This window comes from Hymenobacter frigidus (assembly GCF_014640435.1).
Taxonomy (GTDB): domain Bacteria; phylum Bacteroidota; class Bacteroidia; order Cytophagales; family Hymenobacteraceae; genus Hymenobacter; species Hymenobacter frigidus.
This window is the reverse complement of sequence record NZ_BMGY01000015.1, coordinates 61,795-87,339: the sequence shown is the minus strand read 5'-3', so window position 1 is coordinate 87,339 and position 25,545 is coordinate 61,795. Positions and strand designations below refer to the sequence as shown.

24 protein-coding genes are annotated in these 25,545 nt (G+C 61.1%); 11 read left to right on the top strand and 13 right to left on the bottom strand.

Going from position 1 to position 25,545, the window contains the following annotated elements:
* Positions 1–72: 72 nt before the first annotated feature.
* From IEW17_RS10030 to IEW17_RS10015, 4 genes are all read right to left on the bottom strand, one after another.
* Positions 73–600 (bottom strand): rhodanese-like domain-containing protein, encoded by a 528-nt coding sequence (locus tag IEW17_RS10030; protein WP_188561907.1) that lies wholly within the window; start codon positions 598–600, stop codon positions 73–75.
* A gap of 59 nt (positions 601–659) precedes the next feature.
* Positions 660–998: an arsenosugar biosynthesis-associated peroxidase-like protein gene (locus IEW17_RS10025; protein WP_188561906.1), complete on the bottom strand. Its 339-nt coding sequence runs from the start codon at positions 996–998 to the stop codon at positions 660–662.
* Between the two features lie 181 nt (positions 999–1,179).
* Positions 1,180–2,064 carry an anti-sigma factor gene (locus IEW17_RS10020; RefSeq protein WP_188561905.1) on the bottom strand — a complete coding sequence of 295 codons (885 nt, stop codon included), beginning with the start codon at positions 2,062–2,064 and terminating at the stop codon, positions 1,180–1,182.
* Positions 2,065–2,071: 7 nt separating this feature from the next.
* Positions 2,072–2,632 carry an RNA polymerase sigma factor gene (locus tag IEW17_RS10015; RefSeq protein WP_229748934.1) on the bottom strand — a complete coding sequence of 187 codons (561 nt, stop codon included), beginning with the start codon at positions 2,630–2,632 and terminating at the stop codon, positions 2,072–2,074.
* A 218-nt stretch (positions 2,633–2,850) separates the two neighbouring features.
* Between IEW17_RS10015 and IEW17_RS10010 the strand changes: the two genes are divergently transcribed.
* Complete coding sequence (locus IEW17_RS10010; protein ID WP_188561904.1) at positions 2,851–4,251, top strand: NAD-dependent succinate-semialdehyde dehydrogenase; 1,401 nt, start codon at positions 2,851–2,853, stop codon at positions 4,249–4,251.
* 44 nt (positions 4,252–4,295) lie between these two features.
* On the opposite strand, the gene IEW17_RS10005 is transcribed toward IEW17_RS10010, so the two are convergent.
* The 3 genes from IEW17_RS10005 to IEW17_RS09995 form a co-directional block, all read right to left on the bottom strand.
* Complete coding sequence (locus IEW17_RS10005) at positions 4,296–5,060, bottom strand: YdcF family protein (RefSeq protein ID WP_188561903.1); 765 nt, start codon at positions 5,058–5,060, stop codon at positions 4,296–4,298.
* A gap of 191 nt (positions 5,061–5,251) precedes the next feature.
* Positions 5,252–5,611: a thioredoxin family protein gene (locus IEW17_RS10000; RefSeq protein WP_188561902.1), complete on the bottom strand. Its 360-nt coding sequence runs from the start codon at positions 5,609–5,611 to the stop codon at positions 5,252–5,254.
* Between the two features lie 99 nt (positions 5,612–5,710).
* Complete coding sequence (locus IEW17_RS09995; protein WP_188561901.1) at positions 5,711–7,480, bottom strand: DUF885 domain-containing protein; 1,770 nt, start codon at positions 7,478–7,480, stop codon at positions 5,711–5,713.
* Between the two features lie 298 nt (positions 7,481–7,778).
* Between IEW17_RS09995 and aspA the strand changes: the two genes are divergently transcribed.
* The gene (gene aspA / locus IEW17_RS09990; protein ID WP_188561900.1) at positions 7,779–9,185 is read left to right on the top strand and encodes an aspartate ammonia-lyase; all 1,407 of its coding nucleotides are present in this window, start codon (positions 7,779–7,781) and stop codon (positions 9,183–9,185) included.
* Positions 9,186–9,347: 162 nt separating this feature from the next.
* Here the strand turns inward: aspA and IEW17_RS09985 are convergent, their stop codons facing one another.
* Positions 9,348–11,927 (bottom strand): alpha-amylase family glycosyl hydrolase, encoded by a 2,580-nt coding sequence (locus IEW17_RS09985; protein ID WP_188561899.1) that lies wholly within the window; start codon positions 11,925–11,927, stop codon positions 9,348–9,350.
* A 199-nt stretch (positions 11,928–12,126) separates the two neighbouring features.
* Between IEW17_RS09985 and IEW17_RS09980 the strand changes: the two genes are divergently transcribed.
* On the top strand, positions 12,127–13,014 hold the full coding sequence (locus tag IEW17_RS09980) for an alpha/beta hydrolase (RefSeq protein WP_188561898.1): 888 nt from the start codon (positions 12,127–12,129) through the stop codon (positions 13,012–13,014).
* A 68-nt stretch (positions 13,015–13,082) separates the two neighbouring features.
* On the opposite strand, the gene IEW17_RS09975 is transcribed toward IEW17_RS09980, so the two are convergent.
* Positions 13,083–13,814: a Bax inhibitor-1/YccA family protein gene (locus tag IEW17_RS09975; RefSeq protein ID WP_188561897.1), complete on the bottom strand. Its 732-nt coding sequence runs from the start codon at positions 13,812–13,814 to the stop codon at positions 13,083–13,085.
* Between the two features lie 160 nt (positions 13,815–13,974).
* On the opposite strand from IEW17_RS09975, the gene IEW17_RS09970 reads away from it, so the two are divergent.
* Entirely contained in the window at positions 13,975–14,154 is a 180-nt protein-coding gene (locus tag IEW17_RS09970; protein ID WP_188561896.1) for a hypothetical protein, read from the top strand.
* A 102-nt stretch (positions 14,155–14,256) separates the two neighbouring features.
* Positions 14,257–15,687 (top strand): DNA/RNA non-specific endonuclease, encoded by a 1,431-nt coding sequence (locus IEW17_RS09965; protein ID WP_188561895.1) that lies wholly within the window; start codon positions 14,257–14,259, stop codon positions 15,685–15,687.
* A 323-nt stretch (positions 15,688–16,010) separates the two neighbouring features.
* Here IEW17_RS09965 and IEW17_RS21340 read toward each other — a convergent pair whose 3' ends face one another.
* From IEW17_RS21340 to rsmA, 4 genes are all read right to left on the bottom strand, one after another.
* Positions 16,011–16,844 (bottom strand): nuclease A inhibitor family protein, encoded by an 834-nt coding sequence (locus tag IEW17_RS21340; RefSeq protein WP_188561894.1) that lies wholly within the window; start codon positions 16,842–16,844, stop codon positions 16,011–16,013.
* 158 nt (positions 16,845–17,002) lie between these two features.
* Positions 17,003–17,479, bottom strand: a complete 477-nt coding sequence (gene greA / locus IEW17_RS09955; protein WP_188561893.1) for a transcription elongation factor GreA — start codon at positions 17,477–17,479, stop codon at positions 17,003–17,005.
* Positions 17,480–17,580: 101 nt separating this feature from the next.
* Complete coding sequence (locus tag IEW17_RS09950; protein ID WP_188561892.1) at positions 17,581–18,546, bottom strand: NAD(P)-dependent oxidoreductase; 966 nt, start codon at positions 18,544–18,546, stop codon at positions 17,581–17,583.
* A gap of 18 nt (positions 18,547–18,564) precedes the next feature.
* Positions 18,565–19,395, bottom strand: coding sequence for a 16S rRNA (adenine(1518)-N(6)/adenine(1519)-N(6))-dimethyltransferase RsmA (rsmA, locus tag IEW17_RS09945; protein WP_188561891.1), 831 nt, complete (start codon positions 19,393–19,395; stop codon positions 18,565–18,567).
* 238 nt (positions 19,396–19,633) lie between these two features.
* On the opposite strand from rsmA, the gene IEW17_RS09940 reads away from it, so the two are divergent.
* The 6 genes from IEW17_RS09940 to IEW17_RS09915 all read left to right on the top strand — a co-directional run bounded on the left by IEW17_RS09940 (position 19,634) and on the right by IEW17_RS09915 (position 25,477).
* Positions 19,634–21,094 (top strand): leucyl aminopeptidase family protein, encoded by a 1,461-nt coding sequence (locus IEW17_RS09940; protein ID WP_188561890.1) that lies wholly within the window; start codon positions 19,634–19,636, stop codon positions 21,092–21,094.
* A gap of 162 nt (positions 21,095–21,256) precedes the next feature.
* Positions 21,257–22,285, top strand: coding sequence for a 4-hydroxythreonine-4-phosphate dehydrogenase PdxA (pdxA, locus tag IEW17_RS09935; RefSeq protein ID WP_188561889.1), 1,029 nt, complete (start codon positions 21,257–21,259; stop codon positions 22,283–22,285).
* 80 nt (positions 22,286–22,365) lie between these two features.
* Positions 22,366–22,923: a YceD family protein gene (locus IEW17_RS09930; protein WP_229748933.1), complete on the top strand. Its 558-nt coding sequence runs from the start codon at positions 22,366–22,368 to the stop codon at positions 22,921–22,923.
* 60 nt (positions 22,924–22,983) lie between these two features.
* Positions 22,984–23,214 (top strand): 50S ribosomal protein L32, encoded by a 231-nt coding sequence (rpmF, locus tag IEW17_RS09925; RefSeq protein ID WP_188561888.1) that lies wholly within the window; start codon positions 22,984–22,986, stop codon positions 23,212–23,214.
* A 118-nt stretch (positions 23,215–23,332) separates the two neighbouring features.
* Positions 23,333–24,274 (top strand): phosphate acyltransferase PlsX, encoded by a 942-nt coding sequence (gene plsX / locus IEW17_RS09920; RefSeq protein ID WP_188561887.1) that lies wholly within the window; start codon positions 23,333–23,335, stop codon positions 24,272–24,274.
* A 150-nt stretch (positions 24,275–24,424) separates the two neighbouring features.
* Entirely contained in the window at positions 24,425–25,477 is a 1,053-nt protein-coding gene (locus IEW17_RS09915) for a beta-ketoacyl-ACP synthase III (protein WP_188561886.1), read from the top strand.
* Positions 25,478–25,545 lie beyond the last annotated feature (68 nt).

The window sequence follows — 25,545 nt, the reverse complement described above, 5'->3', positions numbered from 1 at the left end:
GCTGGGCGGCACCTGCGTTGCTGATTTACTTATCGGGAGCTTCGGCAAAAAATCGTACTCGCACCGGCTTTCTCATTCATAGGTTTTGTGGCCACGCTTCAGCCACACGCCCCACAAGGCGGAGTATGGGTGCACGTTGGCCGTGGCTTGCTGCCCGTCATACACCGGGTTTCCCTGATTTACCCACTCAAACAGGCCACCGTACAGGTTGTGCACGTTCTGAAACCCCAGCGCGTGCAGGCGTTCTCCCATGCGCTCACTGCGCACGCCTACGGAGCAGTACACCACCACCGGCTGGGCACGGTCTACGCCGGCCAGCTGCAGGGTGGCCAGCGAATCATAAGGCACCAGGCGCGCCCCGCGCAAATGGCTAACCCGGAACTCCGCCGGGGTGCGAATATCCAGCAGCAGCGGAGCCTCGGGCAGGCGCAATTCCCGGACCAGCGCCGCCGCCGTCACGGTGGGCACGGTGTTGCGGTACATCGTGCGGAGCAACCGGTCGTAGGCCGGGCTCGGGCCAACGGTGGTGTTATCGGCGTTTCCGCAGCCAGCCAGTATCAACAGGCCGCTGCAAAAGCTCGCGGAAGCCGTCCATTTCATTGCCATCGGGAGTTGGTTATTACCCGTAAAACTTCGCCAGCCCGCCCGCTGGTTCCGAATTACATCGACAGCTCTTTGGCCTTGTTCATCATCATGGTGGCGTGCACCAGGGCCGCGCCGCTCTTAATCGCTGCTGCCACGTGCACCGCTTCCATCATCTGGGCCTCATCGGCTCCTTTCTGGAGCGAATCCGAGGTGTAGGCATCAATGCAGTACGGGCACTGCACGGTGTGAGCTACGGCCAAGGCAATCAAAGACTTTTCGCGCTCGGTGAGCGCGCCCTCCTTAAAAACTTCGCCGTAGTACTCAAAGAATTTGCGCCCCATTTCGGGCTGCCATTCGGTGATTTTACCAAAGTTGGCCAAGTCGGCGGGGTTGTAGTAGGACGAATTGCTCATGATGTGGGTGAAGGGTTGATGGAAATAAAGAATGGTGGCTCACGCGTGTAGCGCACAACAGCAGGAGTTAAAACACTTACCGCCTGCTAACCAGACGGCTAACAGGCGGCAAAGCCTTTCAGTCAGCAGCGAGCAGCATGGCTAAGCCGACACTCCGCTGCTGCTCAAAACTGTTTCGGGTTTAAATATTACCGACTACGGTCATCGTACTTAAAGTCGGGTTCACGCTACCACCGGCCGGCTCTATGGTCATGGCAAAGGTTTGGGCGCTGGCAATATCCTTCATGTGCTGGATGCCTTCGCCGATGGCCGTAGCCGCGGTGAGCACGCCTGCATCCACGGGCTTGCCTTTGTCGAGGGCCCACAGCTGGTACTGCTTGCCAGCGGGCAGGGCCGGCAGGCTCCGCACATCAACGTACACTTTGTGCGTAACGGCATTGAACAGCACCCGAGCCCGGGCCGAAGGCGCGGTTTTGGTGCCCGCCAGGGCTACGGCCTTGAACTCATCGTTGCGAAGCACTTCGTTCTCCTGGCGCAGGTCGCCGAGCTGGCGCTCTACTACCTGCGAAGTTTGGGCGAAGCGGGCCTGGTCGTTTTGCATAGCTACCAGCTCGGTGCTGGCGTTCTGCCAGCGCGAGTAGAACAAGGCGTTGCCTGCCAGGCTCAGAATGAGTGCCACCGAGGCGGCCATGGCCCAAACCGAACGGGCCGCCGGAGCAGGCGCGGTGGCCGAACCGATGGAGCGCACGACGGTTTCGGTCGGGGCCGGGCGGTGGTTGGCCTGGGCCACGGCATCCACGTCAGCGCGCAAGGCACTGCTGGGCGTGGGGGCGGCAATCTGGGCCAGTACGTTGGTCAGCACCCGCTCGCGCATTCCAGCGGGGGGCGTCACGACGTGGGCTTCGGCATAAAAACCTAATGTCTCCTGTACCTGTTGCAGTTCCTCCCGGATTTCGGAATGGCTGGCCGCTTGCGCTTCCACCGCCGCTTGTTCGGCAACTGAAAGCTCCCCGAGCGCGTATTGCTCCAGGATGCCCGATTCTATATAGTCTTGGATGTTTTCCACGATTAATTCAACGAATAAGTTTGCTGAGGACTTTGATGGCGGTGCGGGCACGGGTTTTCACCGTTCCCAAAGGAATGTTGAGCTCCTCGGCCACCTCACTTTGGGTGAAGCCCTCGAAATAGAGCAGGTCGATAATCCGACGCTGTTCGGGAATAAGTTTTTGGGTTATTTCCTGCAGGCCAATGTGCTCAGGCCGGAAGGCCGTGGGCGCGGCTTGGCGCTGCGCCGTTAGGCTGTCATCCAGGCCCTGCGTGCGGCTACCTACGCGGTGCTGCCGGGAGCGGATTCTGTCGATGCTCAAATTTCGGCAAATGTTCAGCACCCACGTAAAGAGCCGGCCCTTGCTGGGGTCGTAGGTTGCAAACGCATTCCAGATTTTGACCAGCGCTTCCTGCAACACGTCCTCGGCCTCTTCTTCGGCTTTCACAATGCGAAAGATGACGCCGTAGAGCGCCGCCGAATATCGGTCGTAGAACATAGTCATCGCCGATTCGTCGCGGGCCTGCAGGCGCCGGACCAAATCAGCCTCGGCCGCGGGTGGTAGGGAAATAAGGGAGGTGTCGGACACAGGAGTGACTGAAAATAAATGATGAGACCTAATCGGCATCATGCAAAACGCACGAAAATACGGTGCGCGCAGCAATTGGCCGTATACGGCCCTGACCCCAACGCAACCGAATAGCCCTTCCATAAGTTGAAGCAAAATTTCCGGGCTCAATACGGGGCACATCCGTGCCTGCTACCCACCAGCTACGTTTCAACCTTTCGACTAACCACCAACACTTTATGCCCATCGAGTCCTTCAATCCTTACACCGGCCGCGTGCTGCGCCGCTTCACCGCTTTCAGCTGGGCAAAAACCGAACGAATTCTAGCCCAGGCGCACCGGGCGGCGGCTACGTGGCCGGCCACCACGTTTGCGCACCGGGCCGGGGTGCTGCGCCGGGCCGCTGCCCTGCTCCGCGAACGGCAGGACGAGCTGGCCCGCCTCATGGCCCTGGAAATGGGCAAGCCCATCACCGACGGCCGCGCCGAAGCCGTGAAGTGCGCCGCTTGCTGCGACTATTACGCCGAGCACGCCGAGGCGTTTCTGGCCGATGAAGTCATCAAGACCGATGCGGCCCGCAGCTTCATCAGCTACCAGCCGCTGGGCGTGGTGCTGGCCGTGATGCCCTGGAACTTCCCGTTTTGGCAGGCAGTTCGCTTTGCCGCTCCGGCCCTCATGGCCGGCAACGTGGGCTTGCTCAAGCATGCCTCCAACGTGCCGCAGTGCGCGCTGGCGCTGGAGAAGATATTTCACGATGCGGGCCTGCCGCCGGCTTGCTTCCGCACCCTGCTTATCGGGTCTGATTTGGTGGGAAAACTCATTGCCGATGACCGCCTGAAAGCGGTGACGCTGACCGGCTCGGAGGGCGCGGGCGCGGCGGTGGCGGCCGCGGCCGGGCAACACATCAAGAAGACCGTGCTGGAGCTGGGCGGCTCCGACCCGTTCATCGTGCTGGCCGACGCCGACGTGGCCCTGGCCGCCAAAACCGCCGCCAAAAGCCGCATGATAAACAGCGGCCAGAGCTGCATCGCGGCCAAGCGCTTCATTGTGGAGAAACCGGTGCTCAAGGAATTCATCAGCCACCTGAAAACCCATTTGCTGGCCCTGCGCACCGGCGACCCGCTCGACGAGGCCACGCAATACGGCCCCCTGGCCCGGCCCGACCTGGCCGACGACCTGACCCAGCAAGTTGAGGATTCGGTGAAACAGGGAGCTAAAGTGGAGCTGTACGGCGGACAGGCGAAACCCGGCGCCGCCCTGTTCCGCCCCATGATTTTATCCAATATCAAAGCGGGCCAGCGTGCTTACTCCGAAGAGCTTTTTGGTCCGGTGGCGCTGGTGCTCGAAGCCAAAGATGCCGATGATGCCGTGCGCCTGGCCAACGATTCCCGCTTCGGCCTGGGCGCGGCCGTATGGACCCAAGACCCGAAGAAAGGCGAGCAAATGGCCCGTCAGATTGAGAGCGGGGCAGTATTTGTCAACGGCCTCGTAAAGTCGATGAACGAGCTGCCGTTTGGCGGCGTGAAGAAATCGGGCTACGGCCGGGAGCTCTCGTACCTGGGCATCCGCGAATTCGTGAACCAGAAGTCGATTTGGATTGGCAAGGAAGTAGTGGTGGTGGAGGCAGCGAAGACGGAATAGACAAAAGCCCTCTTTTGACCGTTGTACCGAGCGCAACAAACCTGCTATAAATACCCCAGCGCCTTGTAGGTCAGCCACCCTGTTACCTCGTGTATCAGCAGGCTGAAATTCTCCAGCGCCTCAGGGCTGGGTACCAGCCAGTAGTCGGGCGTAGCCCGGCGGTCGGCGCTGCGGTAGCCAGCGGGAAAGGCGATGGGACGCAGGCCCACTTTCTCGAAACAACCCAGGGCGCGCCGCTGATGAAAGGCCGATGTGACCAGGATGAGCGTGTCCATACCGGGCGTGGTGGCTAGCAATTGCTTGGTAAAAAGAGCGTTTTCACGAGTGTTGCGGCTCTTTTCTTCCAGTATAATGGCTGAGTTTGGCACGCCCGCCAGGCGCAACAGGGTGGCGAGGTCGTGGGCCTCGGTGTGGGCCTTGGCGGCCACCGCACCCGACCCACCGGAAATAAGGATGCGGCGCACCCGGCCGGCCCGGTACAGCCACAGCGCACTGGTAAAGCGGTCGGCCCCGGCCCCGAGGTACACGCGGTCGTGCGGCGACTTATTCACAGCGGTGATACCAGTGAGCAGCACGGCCGCATCGGCGTGGCGGGGCAGAGCGGCCAGGGCCACCGGCGGGCGCTCCCAGGCCAGAAGCAGCTCATTCACCAGAAATGAATTGGTGCTGAGCCCCGTGAGTACCAGCGCCGCAACCAGCCAACGGCGGCGGTTGAGTGGCTGGGCCAGGAGGCCGGCAATGAGGAGAGCCAATAGCCACACCGTGGGCAGCAGCAAAAAATCGAGAACCTTGGAGAGCAGAAAAAACACGCCTAAAGGTAGGGCTGTGCGGCGGCAGCACCCCGTTTGCCAGGATTATCAGGCAAATACTGCATTACCCCAACACGGCTAAATCCCAGCAGCTACTCGTGCAAGCAGTTGCTGGGATTTAGCCCTGTTAGGGTACTACAGTTGTGAAGGCCCCGAAGCAATGCCCGTGCGCCCCAGCTACAGGAAGCGGCTTATTCGGCGGTTGGCGTATGGGCCCGCAGGCGATTGAGTTGGGCGAGCACGTCGACATCCGTGCCCAGACTATCACACTCCAGAATGCGGCCCTGGCAGTAGCTCACAAAGAACGGCGCGGCGCGCTCAGACATAAGTTGCTTGGCCACAGGGTTTTCTTCCGAAGAAAGCCGAACGAATTGAATGCCCTGATAGTCTTCGTCCTTAGAAAATTTGGCGAAGCTGGGGCCCAGCAGCTTGCAAATGGCACAGTCTTCGGCCGTGAATTTGGCAAAGACTTTCTGGTGCTCGTAGATGCAATGGCGCAAGCCTTCATCATCGGTGTCGAGCACGGTGTCGTTAAGTAAGAAGTCAAACATAGCAGGAGGATTACAGAGAAAGAGGCGCCGCACGAGCCGGTGTGCGGCTTATACACGCCGCATTGCGGAAAGATTCCCGTTTTGTGACTGCCTTTGAAACTACTGATTGGATTGGTTCGGCCGCAGCATCAGCTCGCGGATGTATTTCACCGGGGCGCTGCCGTAGCTGAGGAACTGCTCGTGGAAATTCTTCAAATCGAACTCCTTGCCTCGCTCACGCTTAAGCTCTTCGCGCAGGGCATAAATCTCGGTGTAGCCGGTGAAGTAGCTGCTGAGCTGCACCTGGCTCAGGGTAGCGCGCAGCCACTTGCCCCGGGCCTCGGCTTCTTCCTGAAAACCGTCGCGGCGGAGCAGGGTCACCACGTCGTTTTCGCTCATGTTATCGACCTGAATGGCGTGGTCGATGACGGTATTCAGCGTCACGCGCATGTTCCACTTGTCCCAGAGCAGCCACATTTCGTCGGAGTTGTTGCCGTAGCCGTTTTCCAACATCATGCGCTCCGAGTACACGGCCCAGCCCTCAATCATGGCTCCGTTGCCAAAAATGCTTTTCACCAGCGAAGGCGAGCGGTTGGCGTACACCAGCTGCGTGTAGTGGCCCGGAATAGCCTCGTGGATGTTGAGAATCTGGAGGGTGTAGTCGTTGTATTCGCGTAGGTAGCTTTCGGCCTGGGCCGGCGTCCATTCGGTGGGCAAGGGCTCCACGTTGTAGTAGGTGTTGGCACCCTTGTCGTAGGGGCCGGGAGCGGATACGCTGGCCCCCGCGCCGCTGCCGCGCATGTAGAGCGGGGTTTCGCGCACCACCAGCGGCTTGCTGGGGTCTTGGGTGAGCAGCTTTTTATCGTTCACAAAAGCCACCAGCGTCGGAATCTGGCGCTTCACGGCGTCCACGAAACCGTCGCGCGGGGCGTGCTTCAGCGTGAGCTGGTTGACGACGGCCGTTATCAGGGCCAGCGTGTCAGCCGGGGCTTTTTGGCCGGAGAAATACTTGGGATAGAGGCGGGCGGCGCGGCGGCCCATGTCGTGCAGCAGCTCGGCCTTGTGCGTTAGGGCCTGCTGGTAGATTTCAGTGGCCGTGAAATGGGACTGAATATCGTAGGCAAACTTCTGGTCGAACAACTCCCGGCCAATGCGGAACGAGCGGAACTTGCCCTTGGGCAGCACATCGGATTTCAGGAAATCCAGGTAGCCCTGCACGGCCGCGCGGGTGGCCATAATGCGGTCGGTGATGGTCTTCTTCTCGGCCTCGCTCAGGCCGGATTTGCGCACCGAATCGGCCAGGGCGGAGCTAAATACGGTCAGGCCACCGGCGTTCTGCTTGATGGCCAGTTCGGTGTGCTCGCGGGTGGGGTTGCTGATGTTGGCTTTGGCGGCCGCGTAGAAGTCTGCCGCGTGGCTGATTTTATCGGAGATATTGCGCAGGCGGCGGTCGAGGCGAAAGTGGCGGCCGGCGAGCAGGTCGCCCACGCTGGCCCCGAGGTTGTAGCCGGCCGGGTTCCACTGCCAGGTTTTGAGCGTGTCGGCGTACCAGCGCTCGGCGCGCAGCTCATTGCGCAGCAGGCGCAGGTCAATCTGGTTGTTGGGCGAGAGGCTGTCGGGGCCAAAGGTGCCGAGCGCAGCCAGGTATTTCCGGGTGAAAGCGTCGTCGCTCTGCCGCTGGGCGGCGTTGGGAATCACCAGCAGCGAATCGTACCTATGGTAGCCCTGGCTGGAAGCGTAGTCGGGATTTTGCCGCCACAGGGCTTCAATAAACTGACCCTTAAAAGCATCGAAGCGGGCATCAGAGTCGGTGGCGGCGGTTCCGGATTTATCGGCTTGGGAGCAGCCGGCCAGGGTCAGGGCCAGCAACGGTAAGTAGCGGAGTTTCATAAGCAGCGGTTGAAACGAGCGGTAAGCGAATGGGATGCCGTAAAGAAACAGCGGAAAGCGGTTACGTTGCAGAACGTGGGCGTAGGTTTACAGGCGATTTGAAGGTAGCCGTAGGTTGGTTTAAGAATTCAACCATCTGTCATCCTGAGCCTGCGAAGGACCTTGCCACACCTGCGCCAATGGATGCAGCTCAAATTGAGCAGTCGCGATAAGGTCCTTCGCAGGCTCAGGATGACAATGCATTAAATCACCTCCATTACTAGCCCTCCCATCCATCATTCCCACCCTATCATTACGCATGAGTACCTCCCGCATTGAACACGATTTCCTGGGCGAGCGCAGCCTGCCCGATTCCGCTTATTATGGCATCCAGACCCTGCGCGGCATGGAAAATTTCGCCATCACCGGCATTCCCATCAACTCGGAGCCGCTGTTTGTGCAAGCCTTGGCGTACGTGAAAAAAGGCGCGGCCCTGGCCAATAAAGAGCTCGGCGTGCTCGCCCCCGCCATTGCCGATGCCATTGCCGCCGCCTGCGACCGGGTGGCCACCGGCGAGTTCGACCAGCAGTTTCTGACCGACATGATTCAGGGCGGCGCGGGCACTTCCGTGAACATGAACGCCAACGAAGTCATCGCCAACGTGGCCCTCGAAATCATGGGGCACCAGAAGGGCGAGTACCAATACTGCCACCCTAATAACCACGTCAACTGCTCGCAAAGCACCAACGACGCCTACCCCACCGCCTTCCGCATTGCGCTCAACAACAAGCTGGTGGGCTACCGCGAAACCCTGGGCGCGCTGGCCGAGTCCTTCGCGCAGAAGGGCGAAGAGTTCCGCGACGTACTCAAAATGGGCCGCACCCAGCTTCAGGATGCCGTGCCGATGAGCATGGGCGACGAGTTCCGAGCCTTCGCCACCAACCTGCGCGAAGAGCTGCTGCGCATCGACGATTCGCGCCGGCTGATTGACGAAATCAACATGGGGGCCACCGCCATTGGCTCGCGCATCAACGCTCCCACCGGCTACCCCGACATCGTGACCGCGCACCTGCGCACCATCACGGGCCTCGACCTGGTGTTGGCCGGCGACTTGTTCGAAGCCACTTATGACACGGGTGCTTACGTGCAGCTATCCGGCGTGCTGAAGCGCACGGCGGTGAAGCTCTCCAAAATCTGCAACGATTTGCGCCTGCTGTCCTCCGGCCCGCGCACGGGTTTCAACGAAATCAACCTGCCCGCGCTGCAGCCCGGCTCCAGCATAATGCCCGGCAAGGTGAATCCCGTGGTGCCCGAAGTGGTGAACCAGACGGCCTTCTACGTCATCGGGGCCGACCTCACGGTGACCATGGCGGCGGAGGCGGGCCAGCTTCAGCTCAACGTGATGGAGCCGGTCATCAGCTTCGCGCTGTTCACGTCCATTTCTTACATGACCAACGCTTGCCGCACCCTGCGCGAGAAGTGCGTAGTAGGCATCACGGCCAACAAGGAACACGCCGAAAGCCTCGTGCGCAACAGCATCGGCATCGTCACGCAGCTCAACCCCGTTATCGGCTACGAGGCCTCGGCCGATATCGCTAAAGAAGCCCTCAAAACCGGCAAGTCCGTGCACGATATCGCCGTGACCGAGCGCGGGCTGTTGACGCAGGAAAAGTGGGACGAGATTTTCACGTTTGAAAATTTGATTCGACCGGTGTTTATGAAGTAAGACTAAAACTCGGCTCAAATTACAGAACGTCATGCTGAGCGTAGTCGAAGCATCTCGCGTGGGGTAGTAACTCAATCGATTGGTTTACTCAAGCACGCGAGATGCTTCGGCTGCGCGGACGCCAGATGAGCATGACGTTCTATGTACATACCGTGCTGTACTTTATCGCTCCACGACCAGCCGCTGCACGGCCACCGCCGTGCCTGACTGCACCCGCACAAAATAGGTACCAGCCGCCCAGCCATTGGTGTCAAGTGCGGAAGTATTACCGGCGAAACGACCGGTGTAAACCTGCTTCCCAACGAGGTCGAAAACCTGGACCTGGCTGTGCGCGGCCGGTGCGGCCGCCAGCGCCAGCCGCACCGGGCCACCGGCTGCCGGGTTGGGGAACAGCGCGAAAGCGAACGCGGGCTGCGCGCTGGCCGTGCTCGTGGCGGTGGTGGAGCGGAGCCGCAGCATCCAGGTCTGGTTGCCGGCCAGGGCGGGCAGGCCGGTGGCAGTCCAGCTGCTGAAGCCGCCCTGCGAGTTTACCGTGACGGTGCCCGCCAGCTGCCCGCCGTAGAGCTCCGTGACCTGGTACGTGCCAGCCACCAGCGTCGACATATCAATGGCAAAAGTCGGGTTGCCAGCCGCGTTGCTGCCCAGGTTGGCGGCCACCAGCACGGCCTCCTGGCCAAACACCCGGGCGTAGGCCAGGACCGGCGCGGCCGATGCCGTGGCGGGCAGGTAGTAACCCTTGCGCAGGGTTTCGCTGGCATTGCGCAAGCCAATCAACTTTTTGTAATGATTGAGCAGCGAAGCAGGGTCGGCCTGCGCGGTGGCCACGTTGAATTGGGTGTAGTTCGGGTTGATGGAATACCACGGGTTGCCGGTGGTGAAACCAGCCCGGGAGCCAGCCGTCCACTGCATGGGGCGGCGTTTGCTCTCATCGGGGCCCGAACCGGCCATGCCGATTTCCTCGCCGTAGTACAGAAATGGCACGCCGGGCATGGTCAGGTAGAGGGCGGCGGCCTGCTTCATGCGGGCCAGGTTGCTGCCCAGCACGTCGAACACCCGGTTTTGGTCGTGGTTGGTGAGGAAGGTGGCGTATTGCAGCTTGGGATAGAGCGTGGTCACCAAGTTGAGCTGATTGCGCAGGTTGGTGGCGCTGCCCTGGTTCACGGCCGCCACGATACTGGTAGCCAGGTCAAACTCGAAGCAGAGGTCGAGCCGGTCTTTTTGCACGTAGGGCAGCACGGCGCGGGTGTTGCTCCAGGCCTCGCCCACGGTGAGCGCGGCCGGGTTCACGGCCCGTACCGAGTCGTGAAATTCTTCCAGCAGCGTCATGGTTTCGGGCGTGTCTTCCAGCGTAGGGCCGTTTTCTACCAGGTACTTCACGGCGTCCAGTCGGTAGCCGTCCACGCCCTTGCGCAGCCAGAAGCGGCTCACGTCCCACATAGCGGCTTTCAACTGCGGGTTGCGCCAGTTCAGGTCGGGCATCTCGTTCCAGAATATGCCGTAGTTGAAGCTGCCATTGCGCGGGTGCCACACCGTCTGGCCCCAGGGACCCAGGTAGCCGGGGTTGGTGGCCGACCACCGGTACCAGTCCCGCGTCGGGCTGGTGCTGCTGCTCACCGCCTGCTGAAACCACGGGTGCTGGCTCGATGAATGATTCAGCACCAAGTCAATAATCACCTTGATGCCCCGCTGGTGGGCCGCCGCCAGGAAGGCCTCAAACTCGGCCATTGAGCCGTAGTCGGCCTCCGTGGCTTTGTAGTTGGTCACGTCGTAGCCGTGGTAGCTCGGCGATTCCATCATGGGCATCAGCCAGATACCGGTGATGCCCAGGTCGGCCGTCGTGGCCGGGTTGCCGTCGTTGAGGTAATCCAGCTTCTGGGTCAGGCCCGCGAAGTCGCCTTTGCCGTCGCCGTTGCTGTCCTGAAAGCTGCGCACCAGGATTTCGTAGAACACGGCATCGTTCCACCAGTGCGTGGCGTAGGTGGTGATGGGCGTGCCGCTGCACGCGGCGCAGGCGCCAAAGCAGTAGCTGGGCGTGGTATTCACGGCCGCCGTAGCGGTAGCCACGCGGGTGAGAGTGCCGGTGGCATCGGCGGTGCCGCAGGCAGCGGGCACGGTTTCGGCCTGGGCCAGGGTATTGCCGTTCACGAAGCGGTACTGAAACAGACCGGGAGCCGGCAGGCCAACCTGCACCTCGTAGATGCCATCACCGTCGTCGTCGCGCAGCGGCAGGGCCGTGGCGTCGTTGTTGGCCCCGTAGCCGGCCAGCGCCTGGAAATTGCCGATGACGTGCACGCCAGCGCGCGACACGGTTTGGCCGGTCATGTTCACGGCGAAGCGCAGCTGCGTGGCGCAGTCGCCAAAGGCCACGATGGGCAGGCGCACCGCCGCGCCGCCCACCACCACCTGCCGGTTCACGTTGCCGCCGCCATCGTCCAGGCCGCAGCTGGTGGGCACGGCTTCGGCCCCGCTCCAGGTGTTGCCGTTCACGAATTTGTAGAGGTACACGCCGGCCGGCACGGTCACGCTCACTTCCCAGATGTGGTCCCCGTCGGGGTCGGTCAGGGCCGTGGTGGCGGGGTTCCAGTTGGCCGGAAAGCCGGCGGGGGCCTGGAAAGTACCCGCTACGTGCACGCCGCTGGCGGGCACTGTCCGCATGCCCATGTCAACCCGAAAGGTGAGCTGAGCAGCCTGGGTTCCGGCTGCGCCAATCAGCAGCGCGCAAATAAGTAGAACGAGTTTCATCGACTGTGCTTGGTGTAAATACCTAGTGCCAAAGGTAAGCCCCGGCCAACCACCACCCGAAACACGTAATTCCCGCCCGATTGCCAACGGAGATTTTTCAATTGACTGACTGCGAATTCTAACCAGCGGTAATTCCAGATATTTACGCCCCTTCCACCATATTTGCGCCCCCTCCACCAGCACCCCCCTTTTGCTACCCATGCCATTCCTCCGCCCCCTCCTGTTGGCCCTGCTGCTCCTGGCCGGTGCTGCCACTGCGGCCTCGGCCGCCCAGGTCGACACCCTGGCCATTCCCAGCGCGGCCATGCGCAAAACCTACCGCGCCGCTGTGGTGCTGCCCGCCTCTTATGCCAAAAACAAGAAGGCTAAGTACCCCGTGCTCTACCTGCTGCACGGGGCCTACGGCCACTTTGGCGACTGGCTGAAAAGCACGCCCGATAAGCAAACCGTGCATCGGCTGGCCGACCAATACAACCTGATTATCGTGCTGCCCGAGGGCGAAACTTTCGCCTTCTACCTCGATAGTCCGGTGAGCCCCGGCAGCCAGTTCGAAACCTACCTCACCAGGGAAGTTTTGCCCAAAATCGACCAGACCTACCGCACCGTGGCCGACCGCCGGGGCCGCGTTATCGCCGGCCTCTCCATGGGTGGGCACGGCGCGCTCTATCTCTCGGCCCGGCACCCCGACCTGTACTGCGCCGCCGGCAGCATGAGCGGAGCCCTCGATTTGCGCAGCGTCAACCGCAGGCTTTCCCCCACCAATGCCGCCCAACGGGCCCAACTCTGGGCGCCGGTCCTCGGCTCCGAAATTGATAACCCCGAGCGCTTCGTGGCCAACTCGGTGGTGAGCCTCATTGACCTGATGCAGCGCAACAACCTGCCCCTTATCATCGACTGCGGGGTGGACGACGGCCTGCTCGAAATTAACCGCGAAGTGCACCGCCGCCTGCTCTACAGTGGCACCCCCCACGACTACACCGAGCGCCCCGGGGCCCACACCTGGGAGTATTGGCAGAATGCCCTGCCCTACCAGGTGCTATTTTTGCAGCAGGTGCTGAAAAGCAATGGCGTGACGGTACCATTGTAGTATTTCGGTTTTACAACAAAAAACCCCGCTGGTGATGCCAGCGGGGCTTTTTGTTGTGGCGCGACCTCCTACCGCCGCGACCCGAACAGGCGCAGCAAAAACAGGAACATGTTCACAAAATCCAGGTAGAGCGTGAGTGCGCCCAGGATAGAGGCCTTGCTGCCCGTCTCCTCGCCGTCCGTCACGCCCAGCAGCGCCAGCTGCTTCAGCTTCTGGGTGTCGTAGGCCGTGAGGGCCACAAACACCAGCACGCCGATGAAGGAAGTGATAATTTCCAGGACCGAATTATTGAGGAAAATATTGACCACCATGGCCAGCACCAGCCCAATCACGGCCATGCTCAGCAGCTTGCCCCAGCCCGACAAATCGGCCTTGGTGAAGTAGCCGAAGAGGCTCATGATGCCAAAGGTGCCCGCGGTGATGAAAAACGTGGACGTGATTGAGGCCGAGGTGTAGGCCAGAAACACGCAGCTCAGCGTCACGCCGTTCAGCGCGGCGTAGCCCACAAACGCGGCCTGCACCTTGCCCAGGCTCCAGTTGAATATCCGCGCCGATAGGAAGCCCACAATCACCAATTCGACGATTATCAGCCCCAGAAACACGAAGCGCGTGCCAAACACGAACTGCATCAGCTCGGGCGAGGAAGACGCAAACAGGGCAATGCCGCCGGTCAGGCCCAGGCCGGCGGCCATCCAGCCGTAGACCTGGGCAAAAAAGCGAGCCTGCACGTCGGCCGCTTCCTCGGCCGAGATTTGGATTAGTCGGGGAGCGGGCGTCAGGTGGTTATCGTCGGATTCCATAAAATTTCGGGTTTTTGAAAGAGTGAAGGATTCAATGTGCGGGCTAAGCTACGCCGCTCCATCCTGCCACGGGCCGTAATCCCAAAAGAAAACCGCCAGTGCTGCACCCCGAAACACCACGGCACCGTAAATCCTCCCCTACCATCCGGCCTCCCTACGCATGTCTTCGCCCCTTCTTGCCAGCCTGCTTTTCCTGCTGCTCCTCACCGGCTGCGGCAACAAGCCCGATGGCACCCCCTACGGTGTCAACCCCAACAAGCACCCCCACGGCCACGCCAAAACGGCCAGCGATAGTGCGCACACCCGCGATAACCACTACCGGCGCGGCATACCCAAATAGACCGAGCCGAACGCCATCACCAACGGCGGCACCCAAGAGCAGCCCGTACCAGAGCCTGTGCGCTAGCCGCCCCAGCCGCGCCCGTGGGCATATCTTCGCCCCATGCACGCTTCCGCCTACCTCGCCGCCCTTAGCCTCACCCTGCTCGCCTGCTCCCAGCAGCCCGCCGAAACCGCCGCCACCGCGCGCGCCACTCCACCGCTCTCCGCCCCGGCCCCCGCGCCCTTCCCCGAAACCTTCGAAGCCGGCAGCAAAGGCGCCTACGAAGAAGCTGACGAGCCGCTGGCCACCGGCCCCTGGCACTTTCAGGATGCCCTCATCGGCAGCAGCCCGCAGGACCACAAGGCTGGGGAGCGCGCCGCCCGCCTCCGCAACCTGGGCCGCATCACCATGCGGTTTGATGCCAAGGCCGGCGTGCGCCGCATCACCATTTCGGCCGCCGCCTACGGCACCGATGGCCCCAGCACCTGGGAGCTGTGGCTGAGCCGCGACGGCGGCCGCACCTTCGCCCGCACCGGGGCACCGGTCGTCACGAGCGGCCCGGCGCTGGTGCCCCACGTTTTTGCCGGCCTCGCCAACGCGCCGCTGCGCCTGGAAATCCGCAAGACCAGTGGCCCCAAGACCCGGCTCGACATCGACGACATCATCCTCGAAACCGCCACCGGTCCCGCCGTAGCCACCAACTCCGGGGTCACGGGCGGCTACTTTGAAACCCGCACCCAGCCCACGCGGCCGGCCGCTCCTGGCGTGGCCCAAGTCCCGACCGACCCCAACGACAGCAACCTCGCCCTCGGCAACCCCAGCGGCGCTACCTCCGACCCTGCCAACGCGACCAACTACCTGCTCGTCCACCCCGAATTCACCATCGGCTACCACGCCACGCGCGGCATCCCCACCTGGGTGAGCTGGCACCTGAGCCGCGCCAGCCTCGGCCAGGCCCCGCGCCAGAACAACTTTCGCCCCGATGCCGCCCTGCCCCGGCAGTTCTATCAGGTAGCCCCCGCCAGCTACAGCCGCTCCGGCTTCGACAAAGGCCACAACTGCCCCAGCGGCGACCGCACCGCCGACCTCGACGCCAACTCGGCCACTTTTCTTATGACCAACATGGTGCCCCAAGCCCCTAAAAACAACCAACAGACCTGGGCGCACCTCGAAGAATACGGCCGCGCCCAAGTGCAGCGCGGCCAGGAAATCTACGTCATCATGGGCAGCTACGGGCGCGGCGGCACCGGCACCAACGGCTTCGCTCAGTCCCTCGACCAAGGCCGCGTCACGGTCCCCGCCCGCATCTGGAAAGTCCTGGTGATTCTCCCCGAAGGCACCAACGACCTCCAACGCATCAGCACTGACCCCAGCGTGCGCGTGCTCGCCATCGACACCCCCAATGACAACGCCATCGACCCCGATTGGAAGCAGTACCTGACTTCGGTTGATAAAATCGAAGCCGCCACCGGCCTCGACCTACTCAGTGCCCTGCCCCGCGACACCCAGGCCCGCCTCCAAAAACTAGTAGATACCGGCCGGGCGCAGTAAGGCAGTGTAGCGTGGACTCTGCGAGTCCGCGCTGTTTAACGGTCTACGCGCGGACTCGCAGAGTCCGCGCTACACTGCCTAAAACCGCCGCGTCAGCACCAGCCCCGAACCACTGCCGTGCGCCCCGCGCCCGCCGGCCGGTGGTGCAGCAGGTTCCAAAAGCTGGGCGCCAGAATAGCCGTGCCCGAAAGTTGCGCCGCGGCTTAGCTCCGACTCAATTTTACTTTCCTGTCAAAAATTGCCGCACTTCGTGACGGGTATAATAATCCCCAGTTCATGCTACAAGTTGCAAAGTTGTTAAATTATCAAGAGTAGAAAGGGACTCACGTCTCCGTCAGCACGGTTTTGAAGCCGGCCAGCGTGCCATCCATCATTCGGCCCAGCGCGTAGGCGTGCACCTGCGGCCCCTTGCCCACGCGGTACACCTGCACCCCGTCCATCTCCTGCTTCATAAACATTTGCAGGGCTTTGTAGCGGTTGGCCAGCGCCACGTCTTCCAGCACGCCGTCATCGGCCGTGTGGTTGCGCAGAAACTGCGTGAGCTCCACGATTTCCACGTTGGCATCGGCAGGCTCGCCCAGCAGCTTGAGCAGCGCGGCGTTGCTGAGCTCGCCGCCGGGGGCGGCATAGGCCACCGCCTTGAGCGGCGCATCCGACTCGCTCATGAAATGCAGCCCTTCCACCTGTTTTTGCAGCTGCGGGGGCACGGGGGCGGCGCTGTCGGAATCTTTGCCGGGCTTGGCTTCGCTCAGGCCGCTGCCGCCTTCAACTTTGGCGGCAATGGCGGCGGCCAGCTCCTGCATGCGGGCCTCGGGCACTTTTATTTTGGGGTTGGCGAAGTTCATATCCGCCACCTTGTTCATTGGAATAAGATGAATATGAACGTGCGGCACTTCCAGCCCAATCACGGCCACCCCAATGCGCTTGCACGGCACGGCGGCCTGCACCCCTTTCGCCACGCGCTGCGCAAATACGTGCAGGCTGGCGAGCTCATCGGCCGGCAAATCAAAAATGTAGTCGACTTCCTTCTTGGGAATCACCAGCACGTGGCCCTCCACCAGCGGAGTGATATCGAGAAATGCCAGGTGGCGGCCGTCCTCGGCTACTTTAAAAGCCGGCAATTCGCCGGAAACGATGCGGGAGAAAATCGAAGGCATGGGAATAGGTTCTTGGTCGTTGGTGCTTGGTGCTTGATTTCGCACGGTGCAAATAACGGCTTTTACCGAAAAGCCACAAAAAAAAGGACAGCTCCTTTCGGAACTGCCCTTCAAGCAAAATGTCAGGTACCAATAACTAAGCACCAGGCATCAATAATTTACCGCGTAATCTCCAGAATTTCGAACTGCAGCTTGCCGGCCGGCACGGTGATTTCAGCCAGGTCGCCGGCCGATTTGCCCAGCAGGCCCTTGCCAATCGGCGACTTCACCGAGATTTTACCGGCGGCCAGGTTGGCTTCTTCCTCGGCTACCAGCGTGTAGTCAAGCACCATGTTATTCTTCAGGTTCTTCAGCTTCACCTTGCTCATGATGAGCACCTTGCTGAAGTCCATGTTGGTTTCGTCGATGACGCGGGCATTGCCCACCACTTCTTCGAGCTTCGAGATTTTCAACTCCAGCAGGCCTTGCGCGTCCTTGGCGGCATCGTACTCGGCGTTCTCGCTCAGGTCGCCTTTATCGCGGGCTTCGCGCAGGTCTTCGGCGGCTTTGGCCCGGCCCCGCAGTTTGAGGTCCTGAAGGTCATCCTTCAGTTTTTGCAGGCCCTCGGGGGTGTAATAGTTGATGGTGGTGGCCATAGTAGTAAGTGCTGAACGGTTTGGCTAAAAAGCAAGGAGAACGGCTGGCACTGCCAACCGTTCTCCCTTCTTAGGTTCTCAGCAAAGATACGCAAAAGCAGTTAGCTCCTCGCTGTTGGGCCTGCCGCGCCCGCCCGAAAGGCCCGAATTTTCTCCACCAGCACCTCATTGATACGAGCGTAGCTCTCGTGCGTCCAGCCGCTTACGTGCGGGGTTAACACCACATTAGCAGCGGTTTTCAAGAAATCAAAGGTGGCCTGCTGCGCGGCTGTCAGCTGCCGGAGCTTCTCGTTATCGAGCACATCGAGGGCCGCACCACGCACGGTGCCGGCCTGCAGCCCGGCCACCAGCGCGGCATGGTTCAGTACTTCGCCCCGGGCCGTATTCAGCACCCAAATGGGTTTGGTAAACGCAGCCAAAAAGGCCTCATTCACAAAATGATGGTTGGCCGGCGAGTATGGAATGTGCAGGCTAAGCACGTCGGCGCGGGCCTGCAACTCGGCCAGTGGCACCAGCGTCGTGTATTGGTCAGTCACCACCGCCGGGTTGCTATCGTGGGTCAGCACCGTGCAGCCAAATGCGCTGAGCCGCCGCGCCAGTGCCCGGCCCATGTGCCCGTAGCCCAGCAAACCGATGGTCTTGCCGCCGATTTCTTCGCCCCGGTTGGCTTCGCGCAGCCACAGGTCCTGGCGCACTTCATAGTCGGCGCGAGCAATGTTGCGCAGCAGCGTCAGCAGCAGGCCTACGGCAAATTCGCCCACCGCGTCGCGGTTGCCCTCGGGCGCATTGAGCAGCGTGACACCGGCCGTCGCCATTGCGGCTTCGTCGATGTTGTCGGTGCCGGCTCCGGCGCGGGCCACGTAGCGCAGGTGCGGGCCGTGGGCCAGCAAGTCGGCCGTCACGCGCAGCTTGCTCCGCACCACCAGGCCCTCGTAGGGCTGCGCAGCCAGGGCAGCAGGCACCTCGGCGGCGGTGAGGGTCGGTTGGTAATCCACTGCGATGCCGATACTTTGGAGCAGCGGCTGCAGCGAAGGGTGCATTTCGTCGACGACTAAACAGGTATTCATTGATTTCCTGAACCGGTTTTATTCCGAAATGTCGCTCAAATCCAGGTCGGGCAGAGATGCTCCACCGGCCTGGTGCTGGGCCACGCGCTGCGTAAGACCTACAAATTCTGCCACGCCCAACTGCTCAGCACGCTTATCAAAAATGGCATCCGTGGTAGCCTCAGCGGGCATTCCGAACGGTTTTAGGGCATTGCGCAGGGTCTTGCGGCGCGTCTGAAACGCTTGCTTCACCACCCGGAAGAATAACTTTTCGTCGCAGTCCAGCTGCTCAGTGGTGTTGCGTGTCAGGCGCACTACGGCCGACTCCACTTTGGGCGGCGGCACAAACACGTGAGGCGGCACCGTAAACAGGTAGTCAATCTTATAGTAGGCCTGCAAAAGCACGCTCAGAATGCCGTAGGTTTTCGAGCCGGGGGGCTCGGCCAGGCGCTGGGCTACCTCCTTCTGAATCATGCCCACCACTTCGCGCACCTGCTGGCGGTTGTTGAGCACGGCAAAGAATATCTGGCTGCTGATATTGTAGGGAAAGTTGCCAATGATGGCCAGCGGCTGGTCCGGGAACATCGTGGCCAGGCTCTGTTTCAGGAAATCGGTGGCGTAGATACGGTCGGCCAGCGCGGGATAATGCACTTTCAGGTAGGCCACCGACTCGGTGTCAATCTCGACTACGCTGGTCTGGTAGGCGGGGTTTTCGAGCAGGTATTTCGTGAGCACGCCCATGCCCGGCCCGATTTCGAGCACCTGCTGCACGCCATCGGGCAGCTGCAAAGCGCCCACAATGTTGCGGGCAATGTTGGGGTCGGCCAGAAAATGCTGGCCCAGGTGCTTTTTGGGGCGAACTGTATTCACGTTAGGAATGCATAATGATTGAATCGGAACGTCATGCTGAGCCTGCCGGAGCATCTTGCGTGCATGACTAATTCAATCGTGACAACGATTTTTCATTACTACCACAAGCGAGATGCTTCGGCAAGCTCAGCATGACGTTCAAATGAGTTCAGCATGACGCTCTATTAATAACGTCAGAAAAACCTTGCCACCTAAACAGTACCTTGCGGCCTCAAATCTACGGCCTTCATCTCCGCTTATGTCCCTAGCCCTCGCTCACGCGGCCGCCGCGCCGGCCCAGTCCACCCAGGTTTTCATTCTGCCCCACGGCACCACCACCCTACCTGCCGCCGCTGTCGGCGACCTTTCCGCCGAAGCCCGGCAGTACGTAGCCGCCGCGCTGGCCGACGACCAGAAAATTGTTCACCTTAACCATTTCAGCCACCACCACTACTTCGTGGTGCTGGCCGACAAGCCTACTCCCGGCCAGGTTGCCGAGGCCCTGCGCCGCAATGGCCACACCCTGCACGGCCTGCTGAAAGCGAATAAAGTAGCCGAGGTTTACGTCCACAACCTATCGGCCACCCCGGCCGCGGCCCTGCTGCTGGCCGAAGCCTTGTCGCTGAGCGCCTACCAGTTCGAAGGCTACAAGACGGACGAAAAATCGCGCAAGGCTCCGGCGCTCACCAAAATTTCGTTGGTTGGCGATGCCGCTACCGGTTCGGACCTCACCGAGCTCGACGGCCTGCTGCAAGGCGTATTTCTGGCCCGTGACCTCGTCAATGCTCCGCTCAATAAGCTCAACGCCGTGCAGTTTGCCGAGCGCATGGCGCAGGCCGGCGACGCCGCCGGCTACACCACCGACATCCTCGACCTGGCCAAAATCGAAGCTCTGCGCATGGGCGGCCTGCTCGCCGTGAACCTCGGCTCGCCCGAGCCGCCCACGTTCAGCATCCTCGAATACAAGCCGGCCAACGCCCAGAATACCAAGCCCTACGTGCTGGTGGGCAAAGGTGTAGTATTTGATACTGGCGGCCTCAGCCTCAAGCCCACGCCCAACAGCATGGACATGATGAAGTGCGACATGGCCGGTGGCGCGGCCGTAGCCGGCACCCTCTTCGCCCTGGCCAAAAACAACGTCCCGCTGCACGTAATCGGCCTAGTGCCGGCCACCGACAACCGGCCCGGCGGCCTCGCTTACGCGCCCGGCGACGTCATCACCATGCACAGCGGCCTCACCGTGGAGGTAAAAAACACCGACGCCGAAGGCCGCCTGCTCCTCGCCGATGCCCTCAGCTTCGCCAAGCGCTACGAGCCCACGCTGGTTGTCGACCTCGCCACCCTCACCGGAGCCGCCGTGCGCGCCCTGGCCACCGAAGCCTCCGCCGTGATGGGCACCGCCGATGCGGCCACGCTCAAGCAGCTTTCCGACGCCGGCTACGCGGTACACGAACGCCTGGTTGAGTTTCCGCTTTGGGATGAGTACGCCGACCACATCAAGTCCGACATTGCCGACCTCAGCAACCTGGGCAAGGGCGAAGCCGGCCATATTTCGGCCGCCAAATTCCTGGAGCGCTTCGCCGAAGGCTACCCCTGGATTCACCTCGACATCGCAGGCCCCGCCTACCTCACCGCCGCCGAAAGCTACCGTGGCAAAGGCGGCACCGGAGTTGGCGTGCGCCTGCTGTATGAGTTTTTGACGCGTAAACTGACGAAGTAAAACGTCATGCTCAAGCGGCGCGCAGCGGAACCGAAGCATCTCTACCGCTTCGTTGCTATCAGCCACGATTTACTAATGAGGTAGAGATGCTCCGACTCCGCTGCGACGCCGCTTAAGCTTACTATAGGCGGAATGCGCAACATGACGTTTCAAGATTAGAATATGCCCCAAAACCTCCCCCGCCTCGGCTTCTCCGTGGGCGACCTCGCCGGCATCGGCCCCGAAGTAATCTACAAAACGCTACTCGATGAGCGGCTGCTGAAAATCTGCACGCCGGTCATCTACGGTACGGCCACGGCGCTGTTCGATGATTTTCCCACCCCCGCCGACGCCGGGCACCTCACCTTCCGGCAGCTGCGCGACGCGGCCGATATCGCCCCCGGCCGCCTCAACGCCGTGACCTGCTGGGACGAGGACTTCGTGCTGGCCCCCGGCCAGCCCTCCCCCGCCACCGGCGCGGCGGCCCGCGAGAGCCTGCTCAGCGCTGCCCGCGACCTCAAAGCCGGCAAGCTCGACGCCATTGTCACGGCTCCCATCAGCAAGGAAAATACCCAGGCCGACGACTTCCGCTTCCCCGGCCACACCGAGTTTCTCACCAGCTACTTCGAGGCGCCGGAGAGCCTGATGTTTCTCGTTGATGAAGGCTTGCGCATTGCCACCGTCACCGGGCACATCCCGCTGAAAGACGTGGCCGCCCGCCTCACCCCCGAGCTGCTGCGCATTAAAATCACGCTGCTGCTCAAGTCCTTGAAGCAGGACTTCGGCATTCTCAAGCCGCGCATCGCGGTGCTTGGCCTAAACCCCCACGCTGGCGAAAACGGCCTGCTGGGCCGCGAGGAAGGCGACATCGTGACGCCCGTCATCCAGCAGTTTGCCCACGACGGCCACCTTGTGCTGGGTCCTTTCCCGGCCGATGGCTACTTCGGCACCCAGCAGTTCCGGCAGTTCGATGCCACGCTGGCGCTCTACCACGACCAGGGCCTGATTCCCTTTAAGCTCATGGCATTTGAGCGCGGCGTAAACTTCACCGCCGGCCTGCCCGTGGTGCGCACCTCCCCCGACCACGGGACCGCCTATGGCATTGCCGGCCAGTACAAGGCTGATGAGTCGTCGTTCCGAGCAGCGGTGTACTTGGCCTGTGAAGTATGGCAGCAACGCTGGGAAAATGCCCAGCCACGCTCGGCCCGTTAAGGCCTAATTGGCTACCCAGGTCGGTTGTTGCGCAGAAATTTGGCTGGTTTTTTTGGCAAAAAGCCGGATTTTCACTACTTTTGCCCCCTGCTATCCAGCCGACCGTGAAAAAAGAAAGCCAATACGACCTGAACCTTACTAAGCTGGCGCTGAAAACGCACCACTTTGAGTACGAGCTGGGTCCCGATTTCTTCGCCCTATTTGACCAGCCCCTGGTCGAACAAGGCAACCTGCACGCCGAAGTGGAGCTACTGAAAACCGAGCGGCTGATGACCTTGAACTTTCACATCACCGGTACCGTGCGCCTGACGTGCGACCGGAGTCTGGATGAGTTTGACCAACCGCTCGACATTGACGAGCAGCTGCTGGTACGCTTCGGCGACGAGGCCAAGGAACTGGACGACAACGTACTTCAAATCACGCCCGAAACCCAGACCCTACCGCTGGCCCAGCATTTACACGATTACATCGGTCTGGCTTTGCCCATGAAGAAGCTGCACCCGCGCTTCCAGAACGAGGCCGACGACAACCCCGACGCGCCGACCAAGCTCATCTTCAGCACCCGTCCTGCCGATGATAAGCCCGACGACGACGAGCCGGCCGACCCCCGTTGGGCCGCCCTGCGCAATTTGAACTAAGCGCCCCGAGTCGTTTCCACTCGCTCACTCCAACTTCAACTCCCCTAATTCAACCAAACCATGGCTCATCCTAAGCGCCGCACTTCTTCCGCCGTTCGCGACAAGCGTCGTACCCACTACAAGCTGACCCCCAAGGCTGTGACCTTGTGCCCCAACACGGGCGAGCTGCACCTGCGCCACAAGGCCTACGTAGTTGACGGCGACCTGTACCACAACGGCCAGCTGGCCATCAAAAACTACTCGAAGGTGAGCACTGCGCCCGCCGCCGACACTACCGGCGACGACGAATAGCGCGTCAGGTTGTTACTTCGCGGCACCACTTGGTCCGGCTTCGCTCCTTTTTTAAGCCAGCGGAGCCGGATTTTTGGTACTTTTGCTTTCCGCTGTACTTCCTCCTAACACCTTTTTCATGAAAATAGCCCTCGACGCAATGGGCGGCGATTTCGCCCCCCAAGCCGCCGTGGCGGGTGCCCTTTTGGCCGCCGAACAACTCGCTGGCCGGGCCACCATTGTCCTCATTGGTCAGGAAGACGCCGTGCGGCCCCTGCTGCAGGCGGCCGGCCCCGCCGGCTCCGCGCTGGAGTTTGTGCCCGCCTCGCAGGTCATCGACATGGGCGAACACCCGGCCAAAGCCTTCCAGCAGAAGCAGGACTCCAGTATTGCCGTGGGCTACAAGCTGCTGCTTGCGGGCGAAGTTGATGCCTTCTGCTCTGCGGGCAATACCGGAGCCATGCTCGTAGGCTCGATGCTGACGGTGAAGGCCGTGGCTGGCGTGATGCGCCCGGCCATTGCCAATTTCGTTCCCAAACTAGCTGGTGGCTTTGGCGTCCTGCTCGATGTGGGGGCCAACGCCGAATGCAAACCCGAAATGCTGGAGCAGTTCGGTGAGTTGGGTTCACTCTACGCTAAGTACGTCCTGGGCATTGCGCAGCCCAAAGTGGGCCTGGTGAACCTGGGCGAAGAGGAAGGCAAGGGCACGCCCATCACCCAAGCGGCCCACCAGCTCCTCAAGGCCAACCCGCACGTTCACTTCGTAGGCAATATCGAAGGCCGCGACATGTTCAACGAGAAGGCCGATGTGGTGGTGTGCGACGGCTTCACGGGTAACATCCTGCTAAAAATGGCCGAATCCATTTACGAGATGATGGAGGAAAAGCACATGCACGACCCATTCTTCGACAAGTTCAACTACGAGGCCGTGGGTGGCTCGCCCATCCTGGGCATCAACGACAACGCCATCATCGGACACGGCCGGAGCACACCCCGTGCCATTGGCAATATGCTGGTGCAGGGCTTCAACATGGCCGAGTCAGGGATTGTTGACCAAATTAAGGCTACTTTTAAATCCTGAACACTGCCCCAGGCGGTGGAAAAACCTCCGGCTCCGGCCGGATTTTTTTTAGACGCTTGTTAACTCACTGTCGGGGTATTGGGTGCCCGATGACGGTTCTGCTTCGGCCCCAATTCCTATTTTTCGCTTGCCCCGCCTACTTTTGCCCGTATGAAGATTACTGCTGCCATCACTGGTGTGGGTGCCTATGTACCCGACTACGTGCTCACCAATGCTGAGCTGGAAAAGCTCGTGGATACCAACGACGAGTGGATTATGTCGCGTACGGGTATCCGCGAGCGGCGCATTCTGAAGGGTGAAAACCAGGGTACGTCCGTAATGGGCATTAAGGCCGTGCAGCAGCTGCTCGACAAAACCGGCACCAACCCCGAGGACGTGGAGCTGCTGATTTGCGCCACCACTACCCCCGATGTGCTGTTTCCGGCCACGGCCAACATCATTTCCAACGGCGTGGGCATCACCCGGGCGTTCAGCTACGATTTGAACGCGGCCTGCTCCAGCTTTCTGTTCGCACTGGCCACGGCCGCGCAGTTCATTCAGGCGGGCACTTACAAAAAGGTGATTGTGGTGGGGGCCGATAAAATGTCGGCCATTGTGGATTACACCGACCGCACCAACTGCATCCTTTTCGGCGACGGCGCGGCGGCCATACTATTAGAACCCAGCACCGATGGCTTTGGTCTCCTCGACCAGGTGCTGCGCACCGATGGCAGCGGCGAGACTTACCTGCACCAGAAAGCGGGCGGCAGCCGCCGCCCGCCGTCCCACGCCACCGTGGATAATAAGGAGCACTACATTTACCAGGAAGGCGCCACGGTATTCAAGTTTGCCGTGAAAAGCATGGCGGATGTGGCCGCCCAAGTAATGGAGCGCAACCACCTCAGCAAGGATGATGTATCCTGGCTGGTGCCCCACCAGGCCAACAAGCGCATTATCGACGCCACCGCCAGCCGCATGGGCGTAGGCCCGGAGAAGGTGATGCTCAACATTGACCGGTACGGCAACACCACCAATGCCACCATCCCACTGTGCCTGGCCGACTACGAAAGCCAGTTGCATCGCGGCGATAACCTCGTGCTGGCCGCCTTTGGCGGCGGCTTCACCTGGGGCTCCATCTACATCAAATGGGCGTACGACGGTGCCGCCGTGGCCGCAATTCAAAATGAAAAATTATTAATCAGCGAAAATCAAGCAGGTTCTTAATTTCTGAGCATAAATCCCAAACTAAAATCCATTAAAAAAGGAGTTATTGAAATTGGTCTGCCCATTTT

Excerpts from the sequence above, each read along its gene's own strand:
- IEW17_RS10030 (WP_188561907.1), bottom strand. The coding sequence starts at position 600 with ATGAAATGGACGGCTTCCGCGAGCTTTTGCAGCGGCCTGTTGATACTG.
- IEW17_RS10025 (WP_188561906.1), bottom strand. The coding sequence starts at position 998 with ATGAGCAATTCGTCCTACTACAACCCCGCCGACTTGGCCAACTTTGGT.
- IEW17_RS10010 (WP_188561904.1), top strand. The coding sequence starts at position 2,851 with ATGCCCATCGAGTCCTTCAATCCTTACACCGGCCGCGTGCTGCGCCGC.
- IEW17_RS10000 (WP_188561902.1), bottom strand. The coding sequence starts at position 5,611 with ATGTTTGACTTCTTACTTAACGACACCGTGCTCGACACCGATGATGAA.
- IEW17_RS09995 (WP_188561901.1), bottom strand. The coding sequence starts at position 7,480 with ATGAAACTCCGCTACTTACCGTTGCTGGCCCTGACCCTGGCCGGCTGC.
- aspA (WP_188561900.1), top strand. The coding sequence starts at position 7,779 with ATGAGTACCTCCCGCATTGAACACGATTTCCTGGGCGAGCGCAGCCTG.
- IEW17_RS09985 (WP_188561899.1), bottom strand. The coding sequence starts at position 11,927 with ATGAAACTCGTTCTACTTATTTGCGCGCTGCTGATTGGCGCAGCCGGA.
- IEW17_RS09980 (WP_188561898.1), top strand. The coding sequence starts at position 12,127 with ATGCCATTCCTCCGCCCCCTCCTGTTGGCCCTGCTGCTCCTGGCCGGT.
- IEW17_RS09975 (WP_188561897.1), bottom strand. The coding sequence starts at position 13,814 with ATGGAATCCGACGATAACCACCTGACGCCCGCTCCCCGACTAATCCAA.
- IEW17_RS09970 (WP_188561896.1), top strand. The coding sequence starts at position 13,975 with ATGTCTTCGCCCCTTCTTGCCAGCCTGCTTTTCCTGCTGCTCCTCACC.
- IEW17_RS09965 (WP_188561895.1), top strand. The coding sequence starts at position 14,257 with ATGCACGCTTCCGCCTACCTCGCCGCCCTTAGCCTCACCCTGCTCGCC.
- IEW17_RS21340 (WP_188561894.1), bottom strand. The coding sequence starts at position 16,844 with ATGCCTTCGATTTTCTCCCGCATCGTTTCCGGCGAATTGCCGGCTTTT.
- greA (WP_188561893.1), bottom strand. The coding sequence starts at position 17,479 with ATGGCCACCACCATCAACTATTACACCCCCGAGGGCCTGCAAAAACTG.
- IEW17_RS09950 (WP_188561892.1), bottom strand. The coding sequence starts at position 18,546 with ATGAATACCTGTTTAGTCGTCGACGAAATGCACCCTTCGCTGCAGCCG.
- IEW17_RS09940 (WP_188561890.1), top strand. The coding sequence starts at position 19,634 with ATGTCCCTAGCCCTCGCTCACGCGGCCGCCGCGCCGGCCCAGTCCACC.
- pdxA (WP_188561889.1), top strand. The coding sequence starts at position 21,257 with ATGCCCCAAAACCTCCCCCGCCTCGGCTTCTCCGTGGGCGACCTCGCC.
- rpmF (WP_188561888.1), top strand. The coding sequence starts at position 22,984 with ATGGCTCATCCTAAGCGCCGCACTTCTTCCGCCGTTCGCGACAAGCGT.
- plsX (WP_188561887.1), top strand. The coding sequence starts at position 23,333 with ATGAAAATAGCCCTCGACGCAATGGGCGGCGATTTCGCCCCCCAAGCC.
- IEW17_RS09915 (WP_188561886.1), top strand. The coding sequence starts at position 24,425 with ATGAAGATTACTGCTGCCATCACTGGTGTGGGTGCCTATGTACCCGAC.